The sequence below is a fragment of the Aquipseudomonas alcaligenes NBRC 14159 genome, assembly GCF_000467105.1.
Taxonomy (GTDB): domain Bacteria; phylum Pseudomonadota; class Gammaproteobacteria; order Pseudomonadales; family Pseudomonadaceae; genus Aquipseudomonas; species Aquipseudomonas alcaligenes.
Genome location: NZ_BATI01000006.1, coordinates 1 through 24,048 on the forward strand (window position 1 = coordinate 1; position 24,048 = coordinate 24,048).

Annotated in this window: 18 protein-coding genes and 1 pseudogene; all 19 read right to left on the reverse strand. The window is 59.9% G+C overall.

Annotation, left to right across the window (positions count from 1 at the left end):
- A pseudogene (locus PA6_RS03235) lies at window positions 1-254 on the reverse strand (sigma-54-dependent Fis family transcriptional regulator); the annotation flags it as partial.
- Between the two features lie 180 nt (window positions 255-434).
- Window positions 435-731, reverse strand: coding sequence for a beta/alpha barrel domain-containing protein (locus tag PA6_RS03240; RefSeq protein WP_021699447.1), 297 nt, complete (start codon window positions 729-731; stop codon window positions 435-437).
- A 29-nt stretch (window positions 732-760) separates the two neighbouring features.
- Window positions 761-1,141 (reverse strand): flagellar export chaperone FliS, encoded by a 381-nt coding sequence (gene fliS / locus PA6_RS03245; RefSeq protein ID WP_021699448.1) that lies wholly within the window; start codon window positions 1,139-1,141, stop codon window positions 761-763.
- Window positions 1,142-1,228: 87 nt separating this feature from the next.
- Window positions 1,229-1,624 carry a flagellar export chaperone FliS gene (fliS, locus tag PA6_RS03250; protein ID WP_043216224.1) on the reverse strand — a complete coding sequence of 132 codons (396 nt, stop codon included), beginning with the start codon at window positions 1,622-1,624 and terminating at the stop codon, window positions 1,229-1,231.
- A 2-nt stretch (window positions 1,625-1,626) separates the two neighbouring features.
- A complete protein-coding gene (fliD, locus tag PA6_RS22385; protein WP_021699450.1) occupies window positions 1,627-3,396 on the reverse strand; it encodes a flagellar filament capping protein FliD in 1,770 nt (589 codons plus the stop codon).
- A gap of 66 nt (window positions 3,397-3,462) precedes the next feature.
- Window positions 3,463-3,837 carry a flagellar protein FlaG gene (locus tag PA6_RS03260; protein ID WP_021699451.1) on the reverse strand — a complete coding sequence of 125 codons (375 nt, stop codon included), beginning with the start codon at window positions 3,835-3,837 and terminating at the stop codon, window positions 3,463-3,465.
- Between the two features lie 72 nt (window positions 3,838-3,909).
- Window positions 3,910-5,412 (reverse strand): flagellin, encoded by a 1,503-nt coding sequence (locus tag PA6_RS03265; protein ID WP_021699452.1) that lies wholly within the window; start codon window positions 5,410-5,412, stop codon window positions 3,910-3,912.
- Window positions 5,413-5,670: 258 nt separating this feature from the next.
- Entirely contained in the window at window positions 5,671-10,449 is a 4,779-nt protein-coding gene (locus PA6_RS23935; protein ID WP_021699453.1) for a glycosyltransferase, read from the reverse strand.
- Window positions 10,446-11,738 (reverse strand): class I SAM-dependent methyltransferase, encoded by a 1,293-nt coding sequence (locus PA6_RS03275; RefSeq protein ID WP_052520099.1) that lies wholly within the window; start codon window positions 11,736-11,738, stop codon window positions 10,446-10,448. Before PA6_RS03275 ends, PA6_RS23935 begins: the two co-directional genes overlap by 4 nt.
- 211 nt (window positions 11,739-11,949) lie before the next feature.
- Window positions 11,950-13,629, reverse strand: a complete 1,680-nt coding sequence (locus PA6_RS03280) for a flagellar hook-associated protein 3 (RefSeq protein WP_021699455.1) — start codon at window positions 13,627-13,629, stop codon at window positions 11,950-11,952.
- Between the two features lie 14 nt (window positions 13,630-13,643).
- Window positions 13,644-15,707 (reverse strand): flagellar hook-associated protein FlgK, encoded by a 2,064-nt coding sequence (gene flgK / locus PA6_RS03285; protein ID WP_021699456.1) that lies wholly within the window; start codon window positions 15,705-15,707, stop codon window positions 13,644-13,646.
- Between the two features lie 10 nt (window positions 15,708-15,717).
- Complete coding sequence (gene flgJ, locus PA6_RS03290) at window positions 15,718-16,872, reverse strand: flagellar assembly peptidoglycan hydrolase FlgJ (protein WP_021699457.1); 1,155 nt, start codon at window positions 16,870-16,872, stop codon at window positions 15,718-15,720.
- An 11-nt stretch (window positions 16,873-16,883) separates the two neighbouring features.
- Window positions 16,884-17,984, reverse strand: coding sequence for a flagellar basal body P-ring protein FlgI (locus tag PA6_RS03295; protein WP_021699458.1), 1,101 nt, complete (start codon window positions 17,982-17,984; stop codon window positions 16,884-16,886).
- A 14-nt stretch (window positions 17,985-17,998) separates the two neighbouring features.
- Window positions 17,999-18,712, reverse strand: coding sequence for a flagellar basal body L-ring protein FlgH (flgH, locus tag PA6_RS03300; RefSeq protein WP_043216225.1), 714 nt, complete (start codon window positions 18,710-18,712; stop codon window positions 17,999-18,001).
- A gap of 58 nt (window positions 18,713-18,770) precedes the next feature.
- The gene (gene flgG / locus PA6_RS03305; RefSeq protein ID WP_021699460.1) at window positions 18,771-19,556 is read right to left on the reverse strand and encodes a flagellar basal-body rod protein FlgG; all 786 of its coding nucleotides are present in this window, start codon (window positions 19,554-19,556) and stop codon (window positions 18,771-18,773) included.
- Window positions 19,557-19,602: 46 nt separating this feature from the next.
- Window positions 19,603-20,346, reverse strand: coding sequence for a flagellar basal-body rod protein FlgF (gene flgF, locus PA6_RS03310; RefSeq protein WP_021699461.1), 744 nt, complete (start codon window positions 20,344-20,346; stop codon window positions 19,603-19,605).
- Between the two features lie 197 nt (window positions 20,347-20,543).
- Window positions 20,544-21,938, reverse strand: a complete 1,395-nt coding sequence (gene flgE, locus PA6_RS03315; protein ID WP_021699462.1) for a flagellar hook protein FlgE — start codon at window positions 21,936-21,938, stop codon at window positions 20,544-20,546.
- A 231-nt stretch (window positions 21,939-22,169) separates the two neighbouring features.
- The gene (gene cheR, locus PA6_RS03320; protein WP_043216226.1) at window positions 22,170-22,997 is read right to left on the reverse strand and encodes a protein-glutamate O-methyltransferase CheR; all 828 of its coding nucleotides are present in this window, start codon (window positions 22,995-22,997) and stop codon (window positions 22,170-22,172) included.
- Window positions 22,998-23,041: 44 nt separating this feature from the next.
- Window positions 23,042-23,974, reverse strand: coding sequence for a chemotaxis protein CheV (locus tag PA6_RS03325; protein ID WP_021699464.1), 933 nt, complete (start codon window positions 23,972-23,974; stop codon window positions 23,042-23,044).
- Window positions 23,975-24,048 lie beyond the last annotated feature (74 nt).

The window sequence follows — 24,048 nt, forward strand, 5'->3', positions numbered from 1 at the left end:
ATCAGCAACAGCGGCAGGTTCTCGTCCCAGGTACTGATCTGCTTGAGCAGCTCCAGCGACCCGCCCTTGGCGGTCACATCGCCCAGCAGGACGTTGAGCACTTCACGGCTCGACTCCAGCTTGCCCACCGCCTCGCGCCATTCGCTGCTGGCGCAGGCAATGTGGTCTTCACCCAGGAATCCGAGGATCACCGCCAGGTCGCGGCGGCGTTCGGCATTGTCGTCAATCAGGAGAATTTTGGTTTCACGCCACATCTTGTTCTGTTCTGGCTCGAGGGCTGGAAGAGGATTCGCCAAGTGACAACGGCAATTGGCCACTAGTAAAGTCAAAAATCAGACAAGAGTCAATTTTATGGCGTGAAATTTTCCGCGATTTCCGCTGGTGTAAGAAATTGCGTGCGGCGGTCAGGGAAAATTCAGCGTGGGGACAGCTGCTCAGGTGAACAGCTGGTAGACCTTGGCGCCCTGCTGGGACTGGTTGAGCTGGACCAGCTCACCGGCCAGACGACGCTGCTCGGCCTGGCAGGTCAGGACCAGCTCGCGGTAGAGGTCGAGCAACTCCTGCATACGCTCACGCAGCAGCCCCTCGTCACGCACCGCTTCGACCATGGCCTCATCGACCGCCTGGCGACATTGCGCATCTAGTTCACCGATGGCCCCCCAATCGCGACGAGCAAGGGCATCACGCAGCGCGCTTCCGGTGGCCTCAAGCAGCTGGACAAATGAACTCATGGGTACTTCCTCTTCACAATCGCGGACGCTCAGTGACTGATGGCATCCCAACCCGACTTCACATTGCGCAGCAGACCAGCCACTTCATCAATCAAGGCTACATCATTACTTAGGTTAGCCTCGACCAGGCGAGCGATCATGTACTCGTAAAGGCGATCAAGGTTGGCGGCGATTTCACCACCACTCTGCAGATTCAGCCCCTCGCGCAAGCCGCCAATGATGCCGATGGCTTTACTGATGAGCTCACCTTTGGCTGCCACTTGGCCGTGCTGCATGGCACCACGAGCTTGCGCCAAACGCGACAGCCCTCCCTCCATCAGCATCTGAATAAGCCGATGCGGACTGGCATCACTGAGTTGAGCCTGAGTATTGACGGTTTGGTACTGCCGAAGGGCCGCCATTGCGTTCATGATTGCTCCACTGAACATTGCCTGGATACGTCTTTGTATCGGCAAGGCAGCCTCTCTCTTGAGAGGGCATGAGAGCAAAAAATTGACTTACTCCGACGTGGCAGCGGGCTCGACTTCCGGGCCGATCCCGTCCCAGGCAGATTTAAGCTGACTCAGCAGCTTCTGTACTTCATCGAGGCTGCGCGGAGTTTCATCGAGCGCCACGCCGGCCAAACGACGAGTCATGTAGTCGTATAGTGCATCGAGATTCTCGGCAATCTCACCACCGAGATTCCTATCCAGACTGGACTGCAACACCCCCAGAATAGTGATGGTGCTACCCACAGCCATGCCGCGAATCTCGATATCCCCCTCCAGTTGAGCCTGACGCGCCAGCAGAACTCGCTCCAATGCACCATCCAGCAACATCTGTACAGCACGGTAGGGACTGACGTCCTGACTGGTTTTCACCTGTTTGTAGGTGTCAATCGGCTTCTTGCTCATCATCAATCCTTCTTCACAAGACCTGGCAGGCTGGCCAGTTGGTTACTCAGGCTCTCACTGGTTTTCTGGAGGCGAGAAACCAATTGATCCATGGCGGTATATTGAGCCACCAGGCGCTCCTGGATCTTACTGACACGCAGATCCAGAGCTTTCCGCTGCTCGTCTATGCCACCGGGACCAGTCAGGGTGCTCTGCAGCGCTTTGGTACGCTGATCAAATACTCCACCAGCTTTCAGGTACTCGCCGACATTTTTGTCCAGGCGCACCATAAGCCCCTTGTCACCGGTGAAGTAGTTGGCGACCTGATCAAACTTGGTGTCCAACGCCGAAGAAAGCTTGGCGTCGTCAATTTTCAGCGTCCCGTCTTTCTGGGTGGTTATCCCAAGATCCGCAAGAGCTCTGGTGCCTTCCTCTCCCGTCATCTTGACGAGTTCGTTGCGCAGCCCGGAAAGCAGGCCTCGAACGGTGGCATCTCCAACAAGAGCGCCGGTTACCGGATTAGAACCCTCCCCGACCTGCACCACTGCAGTCTGCTGGGCCGCGGTATTCATCAACGAGTTGTAAGAGTCGACAAACTTCTGAATGTTGCTCTTAACGGAGCCCTTATCGACACCGATGGTGACGTCCACGGTCTTGCCGGCAGCCAGGTCACTGGCACTTTGAGCACCCGCCAGATTCAGCGTCACGCCATCAATCGCGGAGGTCACCGTATTGCTGGCGCTCACGACCTTGAGGCCATCGACGAACAAGACAGCCGACTGGGCTTTGTTAATCACACCTGCCGCGCCCGAAGTGGAGTCAGGTCCCGAAGACGTTGCGCTGACATCGCTGGCTGGATTCAGCGATGTCAGGGGATTGCTCGTAGGCGTACCGCCAGCAGCAGTAGCGGTGAGTTCAAGAGAGGTGCCGTTGGTGGAGTTCAATACCAGCCTGGATCCGGCAGCATCCGTCTCGATGCTGGCCGAAACCCCCTGCCCAGTACCAGCCGCATTGATGGCATCCCGGACCGACTCAAGAGAGGAACCATCACTGATCGCCACATTGAGAGTCGAGGTACCGGCCTTGATAGCCAAGTTGCCACTTTGAAACAGAGTCGATGCAGGAGCACCGCTGAACGCGGGTAGCTTGAGGCTGGCAGATGGCTGGAAAGCCTGAGAAGCCAGAGAGACGGTACCCGAGGTGACCCCGTCTTCGGTCACGGCAACCTTGATATCGTTGCCCGCCCCCGTAGCGGTTGAGCTCAACACCAGACGAGAGCCGGATGCATCCGTCACTATGGTGGCGCTGATGCCCTTGTCCTTGCCCGCAGCATTGATGCTATCGCGCATGCCGGCCAGGGTATTGTTTGTCGCGCTGACATCTACCTCGATACTGGTAGAGCCTGCCGAGATGGTCATCTTGCCGCTGCTGAACGTGGTGGATGCGTCAGCAGGAACCGACTGCAAACCCACTTTGCTGCTAGTCGCCAGCTGCTGCACTTGCACGCTGTACTTGCCGGCAATGGCGGCAGGATCTGCCTTGGCACTCAGCACGGCACTGCTGCTGGATGACGCTGTGCGCGTGGAAAATAGCGAGGGCTTGTTGAGATTCTGAATAGCCGTTTGTAGACCACTCAACGACCCCTTCAGCGTACCGAGCGCAGAGAATCGCGAGGTAGTCGCTTTCTCAAGACGGTCCAGCTGCTGAGTTTTCGGGGCTTTTTCGGCATTCACCAGTGCGGTAACAATGCTATCGATATCGATGCCTGTTCCAATACCCAGTATTCCGGCCATCTCTCACCTCGCCAAAAATATGACTCTAAACGCCTTGTGAGCGAATACAGTCAAAAGCCATGCCAATCAGGCTTCGGCTTTGAACAGCAAACTGCGCACTTCTTCCAGGCTCTCCGCCAGTTGAAGCGCCTCTTCCGAAGGAATCTGCCGAATGATGTCTCCAGAGGATGCGTCGGTAACCTTCACCACAACCCGCCCTGAAGCATCCTCCAGAGTGAAGTTCACATTCCGTCGTACCGACTGAACAAACTCCTGGATGGTTGATACCGCAGACTCCACCTGCTCGCGAGACACAGTAGCCTTCTCGCCCGCAGCCACCTGAGCCGCAGCTTCTTCTTTACCAACTTCAGCGCCGCCTACCTGCTGCTTCCGCTCATCCCCTGTGGGCGTGCGCCCGGAAACGATCGGATTCAGCGAATTCTTGATTGAGCCGACGTCCATAAATTTCTCCTCACAAAGAGGTAGCGGGGAGAAGAGCCAAGCCCTTCTCCCCGCAGTCTAGCGCCTTTGACCTTAGCCGAGCAGGCTGAGCACAGCCTGCGGCAGCTGGTTGGCCTGAGCCAGGATTGCGGTACCGGCCTGCTGCAGGATCTGATTCTTGGTCAGTTCCGAGGTTTCGGCAGCGAAGTCAGTATCGCGAATCCGGCTACGAGCTGCAGAGGCGTTCTCGACGATGTTCTGCAGGTTCGAGATGGTGTTCTCGAAACGGTTCTGCACAGCACCAAGCTGGGCTCGCTGACTGTCGATGTTGGAGATCGCTCCGTTGATGATACCCAGTGCATCCTGAGCGCCAGTGGAGGTGCTGATGTCGATATCCTTCACCGCATCCAGCGAACTGAAGCTGCTCGCGCCGGCGGCACCCGCAACACCGGCACCCATGCCAGTTACCTGGAAGGCATCCGGAGCCTCGAAGATCACCTGACCATCGACACGACCATCGTTGGCCGTACCGCTGTTCAAGGTCGCAGCAGCACCCACAGCGGAGGAGCCATCGAAGTTGTAGGCCTGCAGAGAAGCAGTTGCAGCACCACTGATGGCAAAGTTATCAATCTTGATCGCATCACCGCGGTCACTGACCAGCTCGACGTAGGAACCTTTGGATACGGCGGAGATACCGGTCTTGCCGCTTTCCTTGTTGATGGCCTCAGCCAGAGCCGAAAGGTCAGTGGTATCGGTAATCAATGCCGAGATGCTGGCGTTCTCGGTAGAGGTGGTCTTGCTGTTGGCGCCATACAGATCAAAAGCAACCGAGCCAGAAGCGGAAACAGTGCCCAGGCGAGCAACGGTACGGGCGTTTGCAGTTACGCCAGTCTCATCACTCTTAGCGTTGATTGCTGCAGCTACTTCACCGGCCGAACCGCTGGCGGCAAAGGTTACTGCAGTCGCGGTGCTGTTCAGCTTGGAGTCAATGCTGAAGCCCGAGGAGGTATAAGCGCTACCGCTGGTGGCGCTGAAGGCGCCGCTGGTTACGGAGGCACCGCCACCGGAAGTGGTGTAACGGTTTACACCGATGCGGTCGGTAGAGGCCGAGCCGATGGAAACGTTGATGTTCTCGTAAGCGTTGGCGCCTACCTGGAAGCTCTGCGAGCCGAAAGAGCCATCGAGAATCTTGCGACCACCAAAGCTGGTGGTATCCGCAATACGGTTCAGTTCCTGTTGCAGCTGCGAAACTTCGCCCTGCAGAGCAGCACGCTCAGTGGCGCCGTTGGAGCCGTTAGCCGACTGCAGAGCCAGGTCACGCATACGCTGCAGAATGCCGGTGGACTGCTGCAAGGCACCTTCAGCAGTCTGCGCCAGCGAGATGCCGTCGTTCGAGTTACGAGTGGCAACGTTCAGACCATTGATCTGACTGGTCAGACGGTTGGAGATCTGCAGACCGGCAGCGTCGTCCTTGGCACTGTTGATGCGGAAGCCGGTAGACAGGCGCTGGAGGGAAGTATCCAGGCCTTTGGACGAGGTGTTCAGGTTGCGCTGAGTGTTGAGCGACGCAACGTTAGTGTTGACTGTGAGGGCCATGGTGTATTCCTCCGAAGGACCTTGCTTACTGGTTTGCCTGAGTGTGCGACCAACGGGCCTGCTTGCTCAGGCGCCCAAAGTGTTCGCATTCGAAGAATTTATCGGCGCCTCACGAAGGAGCTTTAGCATTCCTTGCAATATTTTTTTCTTCTGTATTGACAGTCATTTACAGCGCATAAGAGGGTCTTTTGTGCCCATTCGACAGGATAACGACAGCTTTCCAGCCCTGCTGAATGAGCACATGTCTCAGCCACCGGCCTATGCCGGTAGCCAAGCCTTGCGCCAAAGCTCCAGGTTCTCCCCTTCCAGCATCCACTCACTCAGCACTGCAGCTTTCAACGCATCGCCCTGTCGCGCGGTCGCGTCGAGATCGCTGATATGCATGCGAATGGCCTCAACCCAGTCGCGGAAGCGGTTCTTGACCCTGGTGACAGGCAAGCTGCCTTCATAGCAACGGATATCGGTGCAGATGACCGGGAAGCCGCAGGCCCCATACTCCAGCAGCCGCAGGTTGCTCTTGCACTCGTTGAATAGGTTCTGCTCGAGCGGCGCCAGCGCAAGATCAAGATCCAGAGCGGCCAACGCAGCCGGATAACGCTCGATATCGATCCCTGGATGCACCTCATGCACATAACCGCGCAGTTTCTCCGGGCACATACCGAAGAAGACCCACTCCACTTCGTCGACGAGTTCCTTGACCACATCGACAATCAACTCGAGATCGCCGGCATGCCCCACCCCACCGGCCCAGCCGACACGTGGCTTACGCCCGCGTCTACGCTGGCTGTTCAAGTCTTTCCACCAATCCACCGGCAAGCGATTCTCAACAACATGAATATCGCCATGCAGGCCGGAAAATGCTTCAGCCAAGGCCTGCGTCGAGACAACGAAACGATCGACATAACCCAAGCCCCGGCGCAGTGAGCGCATCACATCCTTGGGCATGTCCTTGCGGTGAACGCTTTTTAACGGCAGGTTGGGCAGGTAGTCGTCCAGCTCATACACCTTAAAGGCGCGCGAGAATGCCTGCATGCGCCGTATGGCCTCCAGCTGGTCATCGGCCGTCTGGCGCTGCAACACGATGACATCCGGGTCATAGCGCTCGAGATCCATGACATGCAGCAGCCCGGTGGCGAGCATGCCATCTATCAAGCCAGCCCTAGCCATGGCGGAGAATGGCTTGGTGATTCGATAGTTGCCACACCCCCAGGGATCTGCAGGATGAGCCAGGACGACAGGCTGCGGCCGCCATACCAGGGGCTGCCAGGTCAGGTGTACGTCCGTCTCCAGCTCAAAACCTTTGCCATTGAGCGACAAGTTCTTGTTATAGGCAGGATCACGAGCCAGCAACGACAACCATTTGCCATACAAAGCATCCTGCTCGCCGACGAAACGTGCACGCTTGGCCTCACGGGTTGCCGCATCGACATTCTTCTGGCTGATGCTGCCTTCATGCATAACCAACGAATGTGGCGTCCACACGATCAGGTAGCCGGCATCATGGGCCTTCAGACACAGATCGACATCGTTGTAAGAAACCTTGAAGGCCTGCTCATCCATGCCACCGACGGCCAGGTACAGCTCCTTGCGCATCATGAGGCAGGCCGCGGTCACTGCCGTGTAGTTCTGCACAACTTGCAGGCGGTGCATGTAGCCAACGGCATCAATCGGTTCGTCGATAAACGGATGGTCGGCCGGACCGCGCAGCCCCAACACCACGCCAGCGTGCTGAATATGGCCATTCGGGTAGAGCAGCTTGGCGCCAACGATCCCAACCTCGGGCCGCTGAGCATGGTTGAGTAGCTCATCCAGCCAGCTCTCGCTGATGATGGCGGTGTCGTTATTGAGCAACACGACATATTCGCCACGCGCCTCGTTCACGGCCATATTGTTGATGGCTGAGAAGTTGAATGCGTGAGGGTAGCGCAGGATGCGAACCTGCTCCTCGCCCATGCTGGCGACCGCCTCAAGCCACTCGCGAGCCTCGGCTGTCTCACTGTTGTTGTCGACGATCAGCACCTCGAAATGGGTGTAGCTCGTTTTCTCCAGCAGTGTTTCGACGCAGCGCCGCAACATGGGCAGCTGGTCTTTGGTCGGAATGATGATCGAGACCAATGGCTTTCCGGCATGCCGGTAATTGATGCGGTAGCGGGCCGGCCAATCCGAACTCACCTCGGCAGCGTAACCTCGAGTAGCCAGGTGGCGCTCGATAGCCGCCCGTTCGGCAGGGCTGTCCTGCAGCACCGGAGCATCCGTGATCAGCAGCGGCTCAGCGACATGACCCAGTCCCGCCAACCCGCCACGTTCGATCAGACGCAGGATCAAATCGAACTCCAGGGCCTCGGCAAAAGCAGAATCAAAACCACCGACCTCGGAAAACTCTTCCCGGCGAAACAGCCAGTGCCTGGCCATGGCGCGCGGGAAACTCAGCAACATGTCCAGATTGACGCCAGGCCGGAATACGCCACCGACCTCACCATTGGCCTGCCGTTGCAGCTCATCACCGTATATGGCTCGGCACTGAGGAGCACGAGTCAGCTCGAGAGCAGCAATCATCAGCCCACTGACGGTGAACTCATCGCCGGCCTCAACCAGCATGAACCAGTCGACCCCCGAGTCACTGATCGCCTGATTCAAAGCCGGCACATACCCGCTTCCATCCACCTGGAGAAAATGCAGCTTGTCGGCCGGATTGCTCTGCGGAACCGCGCCAACGGAAAGGACAATGATCTTCAGCGTGGCGTACAGGCCATGATCCATCCCGAGACTGCGAATGGTCGCCATAAGCCGCTTGGAGTCACCTTGCAGATCGAGGATCACGACACCGAAGAGCGGCCCTCCGGCATGTTCCTGCAGGTAGCGATTGATCTGCTGATTCTGTGATTCGCTGGGCACCCGCGCCGCCATCCAGCGCTGAAGCTTCTCGCTGGCACTGGGCTCATGTGCTTCAGCCACCTCGGCGGGCGCGATGCTTTCACGCCCCTTGTAGCGTCCGAGCAGATCGCTCGCCTTGGCACCTACGCCGCAGCGCATGATGAACTGCAGGGAACACAGCTCGGAAAGCTCGTCCGGGCCAAGATCGTGAAGCGTCATGCGCCCGGCACGGATATCGATGGAGGACTTGTCCTTGTTATCGGCAAACACTCCATGCAACTGGGCATCCAGCGAGTACAGCAAGGTCTCGACGTGATAACCGGTCTCGAACAGTACGCGGCGGAACTCGGTCAGGGTAAAGAAGCGGATATGCGTGATATCCAGCAGGCCCGCCGCCTCATACTCCCAGTAACCGTCAGTCAGCGCGCTCATCAAACGCAGATTGCGCACATTGGGAATCGAAATGATGACCTGCGCGTTGGCGCTCAAGTAGGGCTTCAACGCCGTCAACACCGACCACGGGTTGTACATGTGCTCAAGCACATCCGCCAGGATCACACCATCCAGGGAGCCCCTGGCAATGCCCTCGGCCTCCAGATCGAAGTCCTCGAACTTACCAACCAGGACCCGATCCAGCTTGGTAGCGGCCTGCTGCGCAGCACTCTGGTTGATCTCCAAACCCCAGACCTTGGCCTGGGGGAAACGCTGTTTGAGCAGCTGCCCATTCGCTCCCGCGGCGCAGCCAATGTCCAGAACGAACTGCGGTGGCTCGGCAAAGGCATCAATCAACGGGCTGCGTGCGGTGTCGTGGTAAGCGACTTCGACATCCGTATGCTCAACATCCAGATACTGCTGCCAGACATAGCGCTTGTCCTCACCAGGGCTCTCAGCCACCAGCCCCAGCATCAGGTCGCAAAAACGCTGTGCGGCCTTTCCATCCACGCCCAAGTTGTAATAAGGCGCGCGCAAACGCATGTTCTCCAGCCGGCGGGCACGAAATGGCGCATCGCTCAGCAGACGCTGCATGGCTGCAGCCAGCTCGTGCGCTTCAGCTTCGACGATTCCACTTTCGGCCTCGAAGCTCGGGCCAAGGAGCATCCCCGCAGTGTTAAGCAGATTGATCGTCGGCGTTCCAGCCAGCATGGCCTCAACGCTGTAGTTCGAATCCACCGCGACCAGCAAATCGGCGCCCACTGCCCACAGCTGAGTATCTTCGGTGGAGTAGAAGTAGTGCTCGTCGTTCGCGCCCAACTCGGCCAGCAGCGCTGCACAGCGCTGTTCACCGAAGTGCATGTTCGATGGGCGATCCTTGATCACCGCATTGAACTGCAGCCCAGCCTGACGCAGGGTCTCGCAGGCAGCGATAAATGCCAGCAGGCTGTCGCCATAAATCGATTCATTGCAAAACGCTGACAGGTTTGCCGCCCACGTCGTACCGAACACCACAATCGGTAGCCCCTCGTGCAAACCATGCTTAGCTCGCAGGAAAGAGACCACCTGCTCACGCTGCCAACGCAGCTGGGCATAATTATCCCAGGCAGGACTGCCGGTAACTCGCAGGCGCTCTGGAGCGATTCCCAAATCCAGGTAGCCCTCCAGACCTCGCTCGCCGTAAACCGCCAGCAGGTCGGTGTTCAAGTGGGCATGGACGGTGTAAGGATCACAAAGCGCAATGGAGTGCGCCAGCTGCAGGGATGGAATACCCTGCTGGCGAGCCCAGTTGACCACCGTTTTACCGAGCAGCAGCGCATCTTCACTGACCACCAGCAGTTCAATCTGGTACTCCGCCCGTGCGCGCTCGCATGCCTCCAGTATGGCAACTGTAGGTGGCAGGTCCGCAGCTATCCGCCGCTCGATGAGCGGCCGCAGTTGCTCGCGGTCCTCCATCTGCAATGTCGCAGGCCAGCTGGCACTGCTCAGGTAATCCGCGAAGCCCGCCGTGAACTGTTCGGCGAGCTGCTCCGACTGTGCAACACCCGCCTCGTCCAGTAGACCATCCAGAGCAACTACGCTGCAGCCTGTCTCATTGGCCAGATCGAGCAAGCCCTGACCGATCTGCGAGCGAGAGGTCAAAATGGTCAGCGGCCCGCGCTTTTGCAGGAAAAGTCGCAAGGCTTCGAAATGCGTAGCCCAGAGAAAGCTGATGATCGCCGGCGCCTTCATGTGCGCTCCCCAGTGAAAAGTCCGAAATACTCAGTCAAAACCGACTCGACCAGGAAATACTCACTCCCCTGGGCAACATCCACACCATGCCTGAATCGCTGCTCATAACCTGCCGACCAGCCCTGCGCGATTGCCATGGCACGCCTATCGGCCTGGCGCATTGCTCGCCACGTCAGCAGCTGCTCCTCGACCTCGGGCATTAGCAGCCCGCGGAAGTCATAGTCCGGCAGTCGTTCCAGGAGTGCATCAAACAGACTGAAGAAGAAATGGCGCGCTCGCAGCGGTTGCAGCAAACGCCGTAACTCGACTGCATAGTCGCGCCCGCCCTGATCGAGCCAGGGCTGTAAGGCTGAAAACGAGCGCTGGCTCAAGGCAATTTCCAGACTCTCGGCTTGTTGCGCGAAGCTCGCATTAGCGGCGGGATCGGCGCGATTCTCCAGAACCACGAACACACGCCCCGCAAGACTCGGAGACAGCAGCCCAACCAGCTTCTGCTCCAGAAAGAGCCCCAGCTCTGCGAGCCCTGGATCACAGGCAAACCAGGACAGCACTCGTTTCCATCGGTGCGACCGCTCTAGCTGCTCATACAGCAGCCAGTTGACGTTGCCCCCGCCGAGGAAGGCCCCGTAGGGCACCACGGCCCGAACAGTCAGGCCTTGTGCACTGGCGTGTTCAACCAGCTCGGCCACATCCAGGCGCGCCATGTAGTTAGCAAAATCGTGGGGATCATCTGTCTTGCGCAGCGCATCAGGCCAGCGCGCACGATCCATGCCATAGGCCATCCGTACATGCGAGCTGGAGTGGATGTCGAACAACAGTCGTCCGCCGGGGCGCACGACCCTGCGCCACTCGTGCAACGCCTCACGCCAGTTTGGGAAGTGCACCATGACGTTAAGTGCAACAGCTGAGTCGAAGCTCGCGTCGGCACAGGGGAGCTTCTGGATATCGCCAAGCTTCAAATTGATCGGCGAGCCGCCAGCCAGGCGTTTTGTCTCATCCAGCATGGCCTGGGAACTGTCGATTCCAGTGACCTGGTAGCCCTGCCGCAGCAGCGCCAATGCGGCGCGCCCGGTACCAGTCCCGATATCAATGACCTCTCGACCGCTGACAAAGCGCTGAATGATGTCTATCTCCAGCGTGTTCTTCAGATAATTGGTGCCTGTGTTCTCGACCATGCGCCCTGAGTACCAGGCCACCATGTTGGGATCCTGCCAGGCATTGGTTTTCCAGCGAATCAGGTCGCTGTCAGCTGCGTGGCCTCTACTCTTATCGCCTTCTTGTTGACTCACTTCAGCATCCCCATGCGCATATCGATCCACGTCGGACCAGGCTACGACAGCCGCCACTGAACGGCCAGGTCATATATAACCCGTCATGTCGCCGCAGGAGATCGATAGCGAGATGCCTCACCCCAGCGTCAACTTCATGACACCTTAAGAGCAAAGCAAAACACAAGCCAAACACCTAGCAAAGGTGAAAGCAGCTGCTGGTGAGGAGTGCTCAACGTAGCTGATTGAAGAGGTTCAACCCGGCAATCTTGACGTAACTCTGCTGAGCAGCCTCAAGAATGATCGTCTGGAAGGACAAACGTGACAGCGCCTCGGCATAGTCCAACTCGCGCAGGTCTGCCTGGACGGCTTTGTTGACCAGCGTGACATCCTCGTTATCCGTTTCCGTCGACTCCACCAGATTGAGTCGCGCACCGATCTCGGTCTGAACTTCCAGCACCTGACCAATGCCGTTGTCGAGGTTCTTCAGGGCAATGGCGACCTCGTCTCGAATCGCAAGATTGCCGACCGGAGAGGTAGGAGATGACTCCAGCGACTGACGTAGCTGGGAAATGGTATTGAGGATGCTGCGCTGCTCCTGGAACTGTGGCTTCACGCCGAACTCATCACCGGCACTCGCAGCTGCGCTGAGCGTGAAGTCAGCCCCGAACACGTTGAAGGTCGACGGGTACGGACCAGGCGCCGTGCCCGTCGCAATTGGAGTGCTGCTGGGCCCGACCGGCTGCGCATAGACATCATAGCTGGTAGCACTGGTGAAGCGCAGGACAACGCCAGAGGTCGGAAATTGCGCGTTGAAAGTCGCCTGGTTACTGATGGTGCCGCCACCTACTACCGCCGTGGAGGCATTGGTCGAGGAGCGGGTCACTGCAAATTCTGTCGGGGCGGCCTGCAAGGTGAAACTATGAGTACCGATCCCCGGGGTACCTGGTGTGGTTGTATCGGCCAGAAGATTGTCCAGATCCTGCGCGTTGTCGCCAGGCTGCAGCACCACATCCAGCTGAAAGCGCATTCCGCGGAAGTTGATGACATTGCCGCCATTGGCGAGCGGGTCGATCTGCCCTCCCCCGGGAATCTCGGAAGTCACATCGGTACCGGCACTGTCGTAGATACGGAACTCCTTGCCGCTGACAAACGCCAGAGAATAGGGTTCTCCCGTACGAAAACTGTTATTGAAGGCGTCCTGATCTTCCACCAGCCCCTGAGACATGAACACTCGCTGATCAGCCGCCGGCACAGGCGGTATGGTGGTAGCAGGCAACGGCGGGACCTGCCCCGCCAGAGCAGGATTATTGATCCCTCCCGTCTCCAGAACCCGATCAGCGTTTAAAACGTCTTCGAACAGGCGCTTGCCGTTGTCGTTGATCGCCACCGTAGTCGAGCTGGCCACCTGCAAACTGCGCTGCCCCTCGTCACCGAAGTAGGAGTAGGTGCCGTCAGGGTTGCGGATGAACGGCTCGGTCTTGCCAAGGAAGCCGGCGAACAGATACTCACCACGGGCATTGCGGCTATTCATCAGATTGAGCAGCTCGTTTTCTCGCTCGCCCAGCTCCTTGGCGATCGACTTGCGGTCCTCAGCCGACAAAGCCCCCCCACCCGCCTGAACGGCCAACTCGCGAATCCGTTGCAAAACGGTATTGACCGAATTGAGAGTGGTCTCCTCCTGAGTCAGGCTGTTCTTGGCCGCCGTCAGGTTGTCCTTGTACTGCCCCAACACGGCCTGCTGCTGCTCGAGCTGCAACAGGCGCACGGAAGCAACTGGATCGTCGGCTGGAGTAAGAATGCGCTTGCCGCTGCTGATCTGCTCCTGGGTACGGATCACGTCGGAGTAGTTGCGCCCGATACCGTTCACGCCATTGTTGAACGCCTGGATGGAGGAGATGCGCATGACCATGGTGGCTATCCGGCTCAGAAGGTGTTGATCAGAGTATCGAACAGGTTGCGCGCGACTTGAATGATCTGCGCTGACGCCTGGTAATACTGCTCGAATTGAATCAGCTTGGCCGCCTCTTCATCGAGGTTAACCGCCGAAACGGAATCGCGATTGTCCGACGCCTGCTTGAGAATCGACGCCGTGGCCTCGCCATCCACACGCGCCTGACTGGTCAGGGTACCTACCCGCTCCACCAGGTCGCCATAGGAGTCAGTAAAGCTCGCACCGGTGGTGCCAGGGAAGTTCGGATCGATGCCGATCGTCGTCTTGTTCTGCAGATCCGCCAGCTTCAGCGCATTACGGTTGTCCGACACGCCGTTGGTGTTGAAGGCGATCGTGAAGTTGTCGCCGGTGGTCGGACGACCGCTGATGGTGAACTCGAAGGTGAAGTCGTTGGGCGGCGTACCAGCGGTAATCTGCTGAGTGTTGTTCTGCCCCGGCACGATGGTATTGCTGCTGAGCACCGTGCCGGCCGTATTGACGACGTCGTATCCGGTCGCCGAAGTGAACACGATACGCAGCGGCGGCGTGGTACGCAGGCTGTTCTCCAGTGCGGCCTGGGCCACCGGATCGTAGATATCGATCTTGGTGGTCAGGCTGGGCTGGGTGATAGTGCCGGTCCCGACATTGCCTGGGCTGGTCTCGGCCTTGAGCGGCGAGGCGAACGCCAGCTCCTGAGCATTCTTCAGGTCCGCACGGATATCGCTGCCGGCAGTACGAGTCGGCATCACGCGGAAGCGGTCGCCGGCGGCGAAGGTGCCGGAGGCCACGTTCATCGAGAAGCCGTCAAACACCAGCGGCGTGCCGGAGGTAATGTCGTAAGGCGAAGGCGCAGGTATCAACGGGGTATCTGGATCGCCATCGTTATCATATAGCGCCGATACCGTCTGGCCGTCCGACACTCGACGCACCGTGTACTCGATGGCGCTGGTGAACTCGATCTCATAGTCGCTGGTAGTCAGCGCCGTGGTGTCCTCGATCAGCACGTTGAGGTTCGCCGTGGCATCGCTGTTGCCGACCCGGGCAATGCTGCGCTGGCCGATCAGCAGCGGATCATTGATCGCACGAAACAACGGCTCGCCGAAGTTACCCTTGAGGTCCAAGCCCTGCCCCAACTGGCTATTGACCTGATCAGCTACGGACAGTGCTAGGCGTCCGACCGCGTTGAGCGACTCATCCAGCACATCTTCGCGATAGCGGATCAGCCCACCCATCTCACCACCGGTAATCAGCGAGGTGATGCCCTGACGCGAATTACCGCTAACGAACTGCACCTCCGCCCGCAGCGGGTCTGCAGTCCCCGGAACCACCTCCAGCCGCGAAGCGGTGGCACCCACCACCAGTGGCTGACCTGAGCCGATAAACAGGTTGTAGCTGCTGTCGTCCTGCTGCACCACGGTGACACCGATGAACTCGGAGAGCTTGCGTACCGCCTCTTCACGGGCATCCAGCAGATCATTGGGCTGCTTGCCATTGGCCGCTGCCACGGCGATCGCATTGTTGTAGCCGGCAATCGAGGTGGCCAACTGGTTGACCTGGTCGGTAACCGCCGATATCTGCTTGTTGATGAAGGCGTTCTGCTCGTAAAGGCGGTCGTAGATGGTGTTGAAACGCTTGGCCAGGCCTTCCGCCTCGGACAGCACCAGCTGCCGCGCCGGAATATTGGCAGGGTCTTCCGCCGCGGTTTGCAGCGAGGCGAACAGCTTCTGCAGCCCCGGAGTGACACCGGTGGTGCTGCCGGCCAGCAGCGAATCGAGCTGGTTGATCTGGTCCAGATAGGCCGATACGTCGCTGTTCAGGGCCGTGCTGGTCCGCACCTGGGTAGTGAGAAATTCGTTGTAGATGCGCCGCACGTCGACCAGGGTGGTCCCCGAACCGATATAGCCGGCGCCGCTGAACTGCGGAATGCGCGTGGCCTGCACCGTGTCCTGCCGGGAGAAACCCGGTGTATTGACGTTGGTGATGTTGTGGCCGGTGACTGCCAGCGACGTCTTGTTCGCGGCGAGGCCCGACAGGCCAATGCTCAGTAGGTCAGCCATGATTCAGCTCTCAGGTCCTTGTGATCGGACTGTCGGCCGCAGCCACAGCCTGATAGGTCTGCATCTGCCGGGCGATCTGCGCGATCTTGCGGGCGTACTGGGGATCGGTGGCATAACCGGCCTCCTGCAGCTCGCGCACGAAGCGCTCCGGGTTATCGGCCGCCGCCAGCGCTTCCTGATAGCGACCATTGCCCTGCAGGAAGCTCACATAGTCGTTGAAGCTCTGCTGGTAGGAGTCGTAGGCACGGAAGGATGCCGACTCCTTCACCGCCTCACCGCCCTTGTATTCGGTGGTCAGCACGCGCGCCGAATCACCTTCCCAGCCGCCGTGAGCCTTGATACCGAACAGGTTATGGCTGCTGGAGCCATCGGACTGGCGGATGATCGACTTGCCCCAGCCGGTTTCCAGGGCGGCCTGGGCCACCAGGTAGCGGGCGTCGACACCAATTTTCTGCGCGGCCTCCTCGGCCAGCGGCAGCATGGTGGCGACGAAGTCGGCGGCCGAGGCAAACGCCGACTTGCCCTTGGCCAGCGGCGGCTGGGCCAGGCGCCGGCCACTGACGGCATCATTGTCGTCGAGGCTAAGCGGCTTGCTGTCGGCCACGGCGGCAGCCTGTGCCGGAACCCAGTCGCTGGCGGCCAGCGGCTGGCTCTCGGTGGCGGGAACGATGCCGGCCAACAGGCGATCGGTGAGCTTGCTCGGCAGGCTCAAGCGGCGCTGGTTGAGCAACTTGGAGTCGTCACGGACGCTGCCCGCGCTCTCCCCTGCGGGCTTGAACGCGCCAGCACGCGCGCTGGCCTGCGGCGCCTCGACCTGGGCAAACGGGTTGACCCGCTTGGGACCGCTCTTCATCTGGCTGAGCTGACGCTCCAGCACCGACGCCAGGCCGATGCCACCCTTGTTCTTCGACAGGGTCACGGCCAGCTGCTGGTCATGCATGTCCTGGTAGGTCTTGCTCTCGTTGCTGTTCATGAAGTTGCCTTCGCCGAACACTTCGTTCGCCTTGCGCATCGACTTCAGCATCTCGTTGAGAAACAGCGACTCGAACTCCTGAGCCACCTTCTTGATGTTGCTCTCGCTGTCACCGCCGACCTTGAACTGGTTGAGCCGGTTCAGGTCGGTGTAGGCGCCGCTGTCGAGGCCGGCTGCGAGTCTGGAATCCATGGCAGCCTCCTTCAGATCACGATCAAGTCGGCCTGCAAGGCGCCGGCTTGCTTGAGCGCCTCGAGGATGGCCATCAGGTCGGAGGGCGCGGCGCCCACCTGGTTGACCGCACGAACGATCTCGTCGAGCGTGGTGCCCGGGCCGAACTTGAACATCGGCTTGGCTTCCTGCTCGGCATCGATCTTGGAATTCGGCACCACTGCGGTCTGGCCGCCGGCCAGTGCGTTGGGCTGGCTGACGATGGGGTCTTCGCTGATGGTCACGGTCAGGCTGCCGTGGGTTACGGCGGCTGGCTGCACCTTGACGTTCTGGCCGATGACGATGGTGCCGGTGCGCGAGTTGATGATGACCTTGGCCGCGGCCTGGCCGGCCTCGATCTCGATGTTCTCCAGCACCGCCAGGTAGTCGACGCGCTGGTTGGGGTCCAGCGGCGCGCTGACGCGGATCGAGCCGCCATCGATGGCCTGGGCCACCCCCGGGCCGAGCAGGCCGTTGATCTGATCGACGATATTCTTCGCTGTGGTGAAGTCCGGTCGATTGAGGTTCAGCGTCAGGCTGTTGCCCTGATCGAAACCGCTCGCCACCGGCCGTTCGACGGTGGCACCCGCGGGGATGCGTCCGGCCGAGGGCACGTTGACGGTAATGCGCGAACCATCGGCGCCACCGGCATCGAAGCCGCCGACCACCAGGTTGCCCTGAGCGATGGCATAGACGTTGCCGTCGATACCCTTGAGCGGTGTCATCAGCAGGCTGCCGCCGCGCAGGCTCTTGGAGTTGCCGATCGAGGAGATGGTCACGTCCAGGGTCTGCCCGGGCTTGGCGAAGGGCGGCAGCTCGGCGTGTACGGACACCGCAGCGACGTTCTTCAGCTGCACGTTGCCGCCACCGGCCGGCACCTTGATGCCGAACTGCGCCAGCATGTTGTTGAAGGTCTGCAGGGTGAAGGGCGTCTGCGTGGTCTGGTCGCCGGTGCCATTGAGGCCGACCACCAGGCCGTAGCCGATCAGCTGGTTGCTGCGCACGCCCTGGATGCTGGCCAGATCCTTTAGGCGTTCGGCCTGCACGGCACTGGTGGCGAGCAGCAGGCAGAAGACGCAAAGCAGTCGTTTCATGGTCGTCTACCTGCTCAGAACGGGAACAGCGGGTTCATGAAGAAGCGATCGAACCAGCCTGGCTGGCTGGCATCGGCGAAGGCACCGGTGCCCGAATAGGTGATACGGGCATTGGCGATACGGGTCGAAGACACCGTGTTGTCGGTAGCGATATCGTCGGCACGCACCAGCCCGGCGATGCGCACCAGCTCGTCGCCGGTGTTGAGGGTCATCCACTTCTCGCCACGCACGGCGAGGATGCCGTTGGGCAGCACCTCGGCCACGGTCACGGTGATGGAGCCGGTCAGACTGTTGCTCTGGTCGGCTTCGCTCTCGCCATCGGTATCGCGGGTGCCGCTGTAGCCCACGTCGAGGCTGAGGTCTTCGGCCTTGAGCGGATTGAGGCTGGTGCTGGGGTTGTCGATGGAGACGCCACCACCAAACAGCGAGGTCAGGCCGAGGTTGGCGCTGCTGTCCTTGGACATGCTGGAGCCGGCCTTCTTGCTCGCCTGGGTCCGCTCGCTGAGGGTGATGGTGATGATGTCGCCGACACGATAGGCCTTGCGATCATCGTACAGATTGGTCTCGAAGCCGGGCTGGTAGATGGCACCGCTGTTCTGCGCCGCCGGCAGCGGAGTGCGCGGCAGCACAGGTGCATAGTAGGGGTCGTCCGGCTTCGGCGGCGGCGTCACGCAGCCGCTCAGGACCAGACTGGCCAGCAGGGGGAGAAGAATCATCGGCCGGTTCATAACCACTACCTCACGGCGTTCGTGTTGCTAGCTGCCGGCGCCTGGGGCGCCTGCAGTATTAAAGGTTCTGCGTGATGAAGGAGAGCATCTGGTCCGAGGTGGAGATCACCTTGGAGTTCATCTCGTAGGCACGCTGCGTGGTGATCATGTTGACCAGCTCCTCGACCACGCTGACGTTGGAGTTCTCCAGGGTGTTCTGCAGCACCGTGCCGAGGCCGGTCAGGCCGGGCGTACCGACTTGCGGCGCACCGCTGGAGGCGGTCTCGAGGAACAGGTTGTTGCCGATCGCCTGCAGCCCCGCCGGGTTGACGAAGTCGGCGGTCTGGATGTTGCCGATCACCTGAGAGGCCGGGTTGCCGGCAGTGGTGACCGAAACGGTACCGTCCTCGCCGACGGTAAAGGTCTGCACCTCGGCCGGCAAAACAATGGCCGGCTCCAGCGGGAAACCCTGCGAGGTGACGATCTGACCATCGGAGTCGAGATGGAAGCTGCCGTCACGGGTATAGCCGACGGTGCCGTCCGGCTGCAGGATCTGAAAGAAGCCACGACCGTTGACCGCCATGTCCAGCGGCTGCTCGGTGGTCTGCAGGCTGCCGGCGGTGAAGATCTTCTGGGTGCCGGCGATGCGTACACCGGTACCCAGTTGCAGGCCGGTGGGCAGCTCGCTGTCCTGGCTGGACTGACCACCCGGCTGACGACGAATCTGGTACAGCAGATCCTCGAAATCGGCGCGATCGCGCTTGAAGCCAGTGGTCGAGACGTTGGCCAGGTTGTTGGAAATGGTGGTCAGGTTCATGTCCTGGGCGGACAGACCGGTTTTGGCAACCCACAGAGCCGGAAGCATGTTCGTTCTCCTCGAGCGCCAGTTTCATGGCGCTTCGCGTTAGTAATCAGCTGATTTGCATGACCCGTGCCATGGCCGACGCACCGTCTTCGGCGGTGCGCATCATCTTCACGTGCAGCTCGAACTGGCGGGACAGCGAAAGAATGGCGGTCATTTCCTCGACGGCATTGACGTTGCTCGACTCAAGGAAGCCGGAAGTCACGCGCACATTGGCATCTACCTCCTGAGGCCCCGCCGCATCCTTGACCCGGATCAGGCCATCAGTGCCCTTGGTCAGGCTCTTCGGATCCGGATTGACCAGCTTGATGCGATCCACCTCGGCCATCACGTTCGGCGCCTCACCGAGGGCGCGAATGCTGATGGTGCCGTCCTGGCCGATCTCGACCTTCTGCTCCGGCGGCACGGCAATCGGCCCGCCATTGCCGAGCACCGGCAAACCATTGCCGGTACGCAGCTGGCCAAGGGCATCGATCTGCAGGCTGGCGGTACGCACATAGGCTTCGCTGCCATCGGCAGCCTGGACGGCGATCCAGCCCTGACCATCGACAGCCACGTCCATGTCACGCCCGGTCTCCTGCAGGGAGCCTGGAGTGAAGTCGGTAGCCGGGCGCTCGGTCATGGCATAGACGCGCGCCGGGTAGCTGTCGCCGAACACCGGCATCGAGCGCGCCTGCTCATAGTCGCGACGAAAACCGGTGGTGGAGATATTCGCCAGGTTGTTGGCGTGGGCACGCTGCGCCAGGGTGTTCTGGCTGGCGCCGGTCATGGAGATGTACAGCATCTTGTCCATGGTTTGCTCCGCAGGTCGGCTTTTTGCCGCTCGTAACTTAGTTACCTGCTCTACAGCAAACCCTGTGCCAGATACCTATAAAAAACCTATCTAATTGATATTTATGGATTTTTAAAACAAGAAAAGGCTTCTTGAGAAGCCTTTTCAGCAGCCGGCGGCGAGGGCTTGCCGCTGCCGGCAAGCCCCTCCTCCGCTCATCAACGCAAGTTGATGATGGTCTGGGTGATAGCGCTTTCGGTTTCGATGGTCTTGGCGTTGGCCTGGTAGTTGCGCTGCGCCACGATCAGGTTCACCAGTTGGTCCGACAGTTCGACGTTGGAGTCTTCCAGCGCGCCTGCTTGCACCACCCCCAGCGTCCCCGAGCCCGGCGGGTTGCGCACAGGCTCTCCAGACTCGAACGACTGCACCCACTGGGTCTTGCCGATCGGCGTCAAACCCTGCACGTTGGCGAAGTTGGCCAGGATGACCTGCCCCTGGATCTGCGACTGGCCATTGGTATAGCGCGCAAAAATCACCCCCGTATCGTCGATTTCCAGACCGGCCAGCTCGCCGGTGGTGTAGCCGTCCTGCGAGACGCTGTTGACCGCGAATGAGTTGGCGAACTGGGTGGCGCCGCGCATATCGAAGGTGAACCCCGTCGGATCCGACGTCGCGCCATTGCGCACGAAGGTGCCGGAACCGGCCGGCTGTTCGATGACCGGCACCCAGTCAGCCGCAGCGAAAGCTATTACCCCCGGAGCGGCACCTGCCGTAGTCGGAGTCGGCAGAGGCGTGCCCGGAGCCGGGCCGACGGTCACCGGAGCAGCAACCACGTCAAGCAGTTGCCCGGCCGCATCGAAGGTCACGTCATAGGCGAAGGGCACATTTTGGTAATCATTCGGAGCAACGTTGTCGGTATCAAAATTCGGCCGCTTGCCGTCCACCAGCACATACATTGTCCAGTCGTTAGACGCATCCTTGACGAAGTACTGCGTCATGACGTGGGCATTGCCCTGAGTGTCATAGATATTGGTCGAGGTCGACGAGTTGTAGGTCTTGGGATCCGCCGGGTCGAACGGCGTCACGGTGGGTACGGTGTTGGTGGAATTGAGATTGAGCACCTGCTCGACCCTGGTCGTGGCCTTCGGGTCCTGGCTGGCTGTGCGAATCTGCAAGTCGCCGACCACACCCGGCTGCAAGTTGCCGGCGGAATCAAGGGTATAGCCCTGCAGGTTGTAACCGAAGTTGTCGACGATATAGCCCTCCCGGTCGGTACCGAAGTAGCCCGCACGGGTATAGCTCAGGGCGCCATTGTTGCTGACCTGGAAGAAGCCGTTGCCGTTGATCGCCAGATCCAGCGCGTTCTGCGTGTAGTTGATGTTGCCCTGGTTGAACAACTGGGCCACGTCGCCCAGCAGCACGCCGCTGCCCTGCGGATTCTTGCCGGTGCCGAGGACCGAGGCGGCGTAAACGTCGGCGAACTCTGCACGCGACTGCTTAAAGCCCGCAGTGCCTGCGTTGGCGATGTTGTTGGCCAGCACTTCGGCACGCTGAGCGCGGAAGTTGAGGGCGTTTTCATGAATGCCGAGGGCGTTTGCGAAGCTGATGCTCATGACCTGGAACCTTTGCCGATTGGGCGTGTTGCCAGACATTTAGCAAAGGCTGTGCCAACTTATTTTATCTATATTTTTCAGTAACTTAAACAAGAACAAGCGCAAGCAAAAGCGGCAAGCGGCAAAGCTTTTCCGCTCTTGCGAGGGCAAGCGGCAAAACCGGCAACGCCCTTTTGCCGCCCCAAAAGAAAACGGGAGGCCTCTGGCCTCCCGTTTGCGTATCCCCCCGGATCACTTCACCTTGTAGATGATCCCCGGACTGCACTGGACCATCTGGTAGAGATCAGGCAGCCCATTGAGCGCCTCGGACGCCCCCAGGAACAGGTAACCGCCCGGCTTGAGCGTGGCATGGATGCGGGTGAGGATGTCCTTCTTCACCTCGGCGGAGAAGTAGATCAGCACGTTGCGGCAGAACACCACGTCGAACTTGCCGAGAGCGGCATAGCTTTCCAGCAGGTTCAACGGGCGGAACTCGACACGGCTCTTGATCGCCGGCTTGACCACCCAGCGCCCCGGCCCCTTGGGATCGAAGTAGCGCTGCAGCCGCTCCTGCGACAGGCCGCGGCCCATGGCCAGGCTGTCGTACTCACCGGACTTGCAGGCGGTAAGCATCGACGGCGACAGATCGGTGGCGACTATCTGCACCCCCGCCTTGAGCTGACCCAGATTGGTTTTCTCGAACTCATCGATGGTCATCGACAACGAGTAAGGCTCCTGCCCGGACGAACAGGCCGCCGACCAGATGCGCAGACGCTGGCTGGGATTGGCCTTGATCAGTTCCGGCAGCACCCGGTTCTTCATCACTTCAAAAGGATAGGTATCGCGGAACCACAGGGTCTCGTTGGTGGTCATGGCATCCACCACCTGCTCGCGCAAACCACCACGCGGCTGAGCCTGCATCTTCTGCACCAGCTCACCGAGGGTCTTGATGCCCTGCTGCTCCATCAACTTGTTCAGACGGCTGGACACCAGGTACTGCTTGTTGCTCCCCAGCAAGATGCCGCAGGCCTTTTCCAGAAAGGTGCGGAACTGCTCGAAATCCAAATTGCCTGAAGACACTAATGCAGCCTCGCCAAACATAGTCCTAACCGAGGGCCGAGCCCTCAGCCCCCATCTGCTACCCGGATGCGCTCAACCACACGTGAAGCGAGCTCGTCCGGACGGAACTTCGCCAGGAAGTCGTCTGCACCGACCTTCTTCACCATCGCCTGGTTGAATACCCCGGACAGCGAAGTATGCAGAATCACATGGAGGTTCTGCATCCTCGGATCGGAACGAATTTCCGCCGTCAGGGTGTAGCCATCCATCTCCGGCATCTCGATGTCGGAGATCAGCATGAGGAATTCCTCGGCCGGGTTCTTGCCCTCCTCCACCATCTTGCGCAGGTAGTCGTAGGCCTCGCGACCATCGTTGAGCGCGACCACCTCGACCCCGACACTCTCCAGACAACGCGAAACCTGCTTGCGCGCCACCGAAGAGTCGTCACAGATCAGCACGCGCTTGGAAACCGCCTTGGCCTGGGTCTCGACGTCTACCACGCCCTCGGAGATCGCCTCCGACATCGGCGCCACCTCGGCGAGAATCTTCTCCACGTCGATGACTTCGACCAGCTTGTTGTCGACGCGGGTGACCGCCGTCAGGTAGTGATCGCGCCCCGTGCCCTTGGGCGGCGGATGGATCTCGCCCCAGTTCATGTTGACGATGCGCTCCACCGAACGCACCAGGAAACCCTGCACCTTGGTGTTGTATTCGGTGATGATCACGAAGCTGTTCTGGATATCATCCAGCGCCGACTTGCCGGTGGCCAGGGCCAGATCGAGGATGGGAATGGTGCCACCACGGATGTTCGCCACACCGCGCACCACCTGGCTGGACTTGGGCATCACGGTGAGCTTGGGGCATTGCAGCACCTCCTTCACCTTGAACACGTTGATGCCATAAAGCTGCGGGCCGTCCAGACGGAACAGCAACAGCTCCAGGCGGTTCTGCCCGACCAGTTGGGTACGCTGGTTAACCGAGTCCAATACTCCGGCCATGCCCAGACTCCTTATTATTCATATTGCCGCGCGCTCTGCTAAAGCCTAGCAGGCGGCACGGGGCTTGCTTCGTG

Bases quoted from the DNA above. Each gene is read 5' to 3' on its own strand.
- PA6_RS03240 (WP_021699447.1), bottom strand. From the start codon at position 731: ATGAGTTCATTTGTCCAGCTGCTTGAGGCCACCGGAAGCGCGCTGCGT.
- fliS (WP_021699448.1), bottom strand. From the start codon at position 1,141: ATGAACGCAATGGCGGCCCTTCGGCAGTACCAAACCGTCAATACTCAG.
- fliS (WP_043216224.1), bottom strand. From the start codon at position 1,624: ATGAGCAAGAAGCCGATTGACACCTACAAACAGGTGAAAACCAGTCAG.
- fliD (WP_021699450.1), bottom strand. From the start codon at position 3,396: ATGGCCGGAATACTGGGTATTGGAACAGGCATCGATATCGATAGCATT.
- PA6_RS03260 (WP_021699451.1), bottom strand. From the start codon at position 3,837: ATGGACGTCGGCTCAATCAAGAATTCGCTGAATCCGATCGTTTCCGGG.
- PA6_RS03265 (WP_021699452.1), bottom strand. From the start codon at position 5,412: ATGGCCCTCACAGTCAACACTAACGTTGCGTCGCTCAACACTCAGCGC.
- PA6_RS23935 (WP_021699453.1), bottom strand. From the start codon at position 10,449: ATGAAGGCGCCGGCGATCATCAGCTTTCTCTGGGCTACGCATTTCGAA.
- PA6_RS03280 (WP_021699455.1), bottom strand. From the start codon at position 13,629: ATGGTCATGCGCATCTCCTCCATCCAGGCGTTCAACAATGGCGTGAAC.
- flgK (WP_021699456.1), bottom strand. From the start codon at position 15,707: ATGGCTGACCTACTGAGCATTGGCCTGTCGGGCCTCGCCGCGAACAAG.
- flgJ (WP_021699457.1), bottom strand. From the start codon at position 16,872: ATGGATTCCAGACTCGCAGCCGGCCTCGACAGCGGCGCCTACACCGAC.
- PA6_RS03295 (WP_021699458.1), bottom strand. From the start codon at position 17,984: ATGAAACGACTGCTTTGCGTCTTCTGCCTGCTGCTCGCCACCAGTGCC.
- flgH (WP_043216225.1), bottom strand. From the start codon at position 18,712: ATGAACCGGCCGATGATTCTTCTCCCCCTGCTGGCCAGTCTGGTCCTG.
- flgG (WP_021699460.1), bottom strand. From the start codon at position 19,556: ATGCTTCCGGCTCTGTGGGTTGCCAAAACCGGTCTGTCCGCCCAGGAC.
- flgF (WP_021699461.1), bottom strand. From the start codon at position 20,346: ATGGACAAGATGCTGTACATCTCCATGACCGGCGCCAGCCAGAACACC.
- flgE (WP_021699462.1), bottom strand. From the start codon at position 21,938: ATGAGCATCAGCTTCGCAAACGCCCTCGGCATTCATGAAAACGCCCTC.
- PA6_RS03325 (WP_021699464.1), bottom strand. From the start codon at position 23,974: ATGGCCGGAGTATTGGACTCGGTTAACCAGCGTACCCAACTGGTCGGG.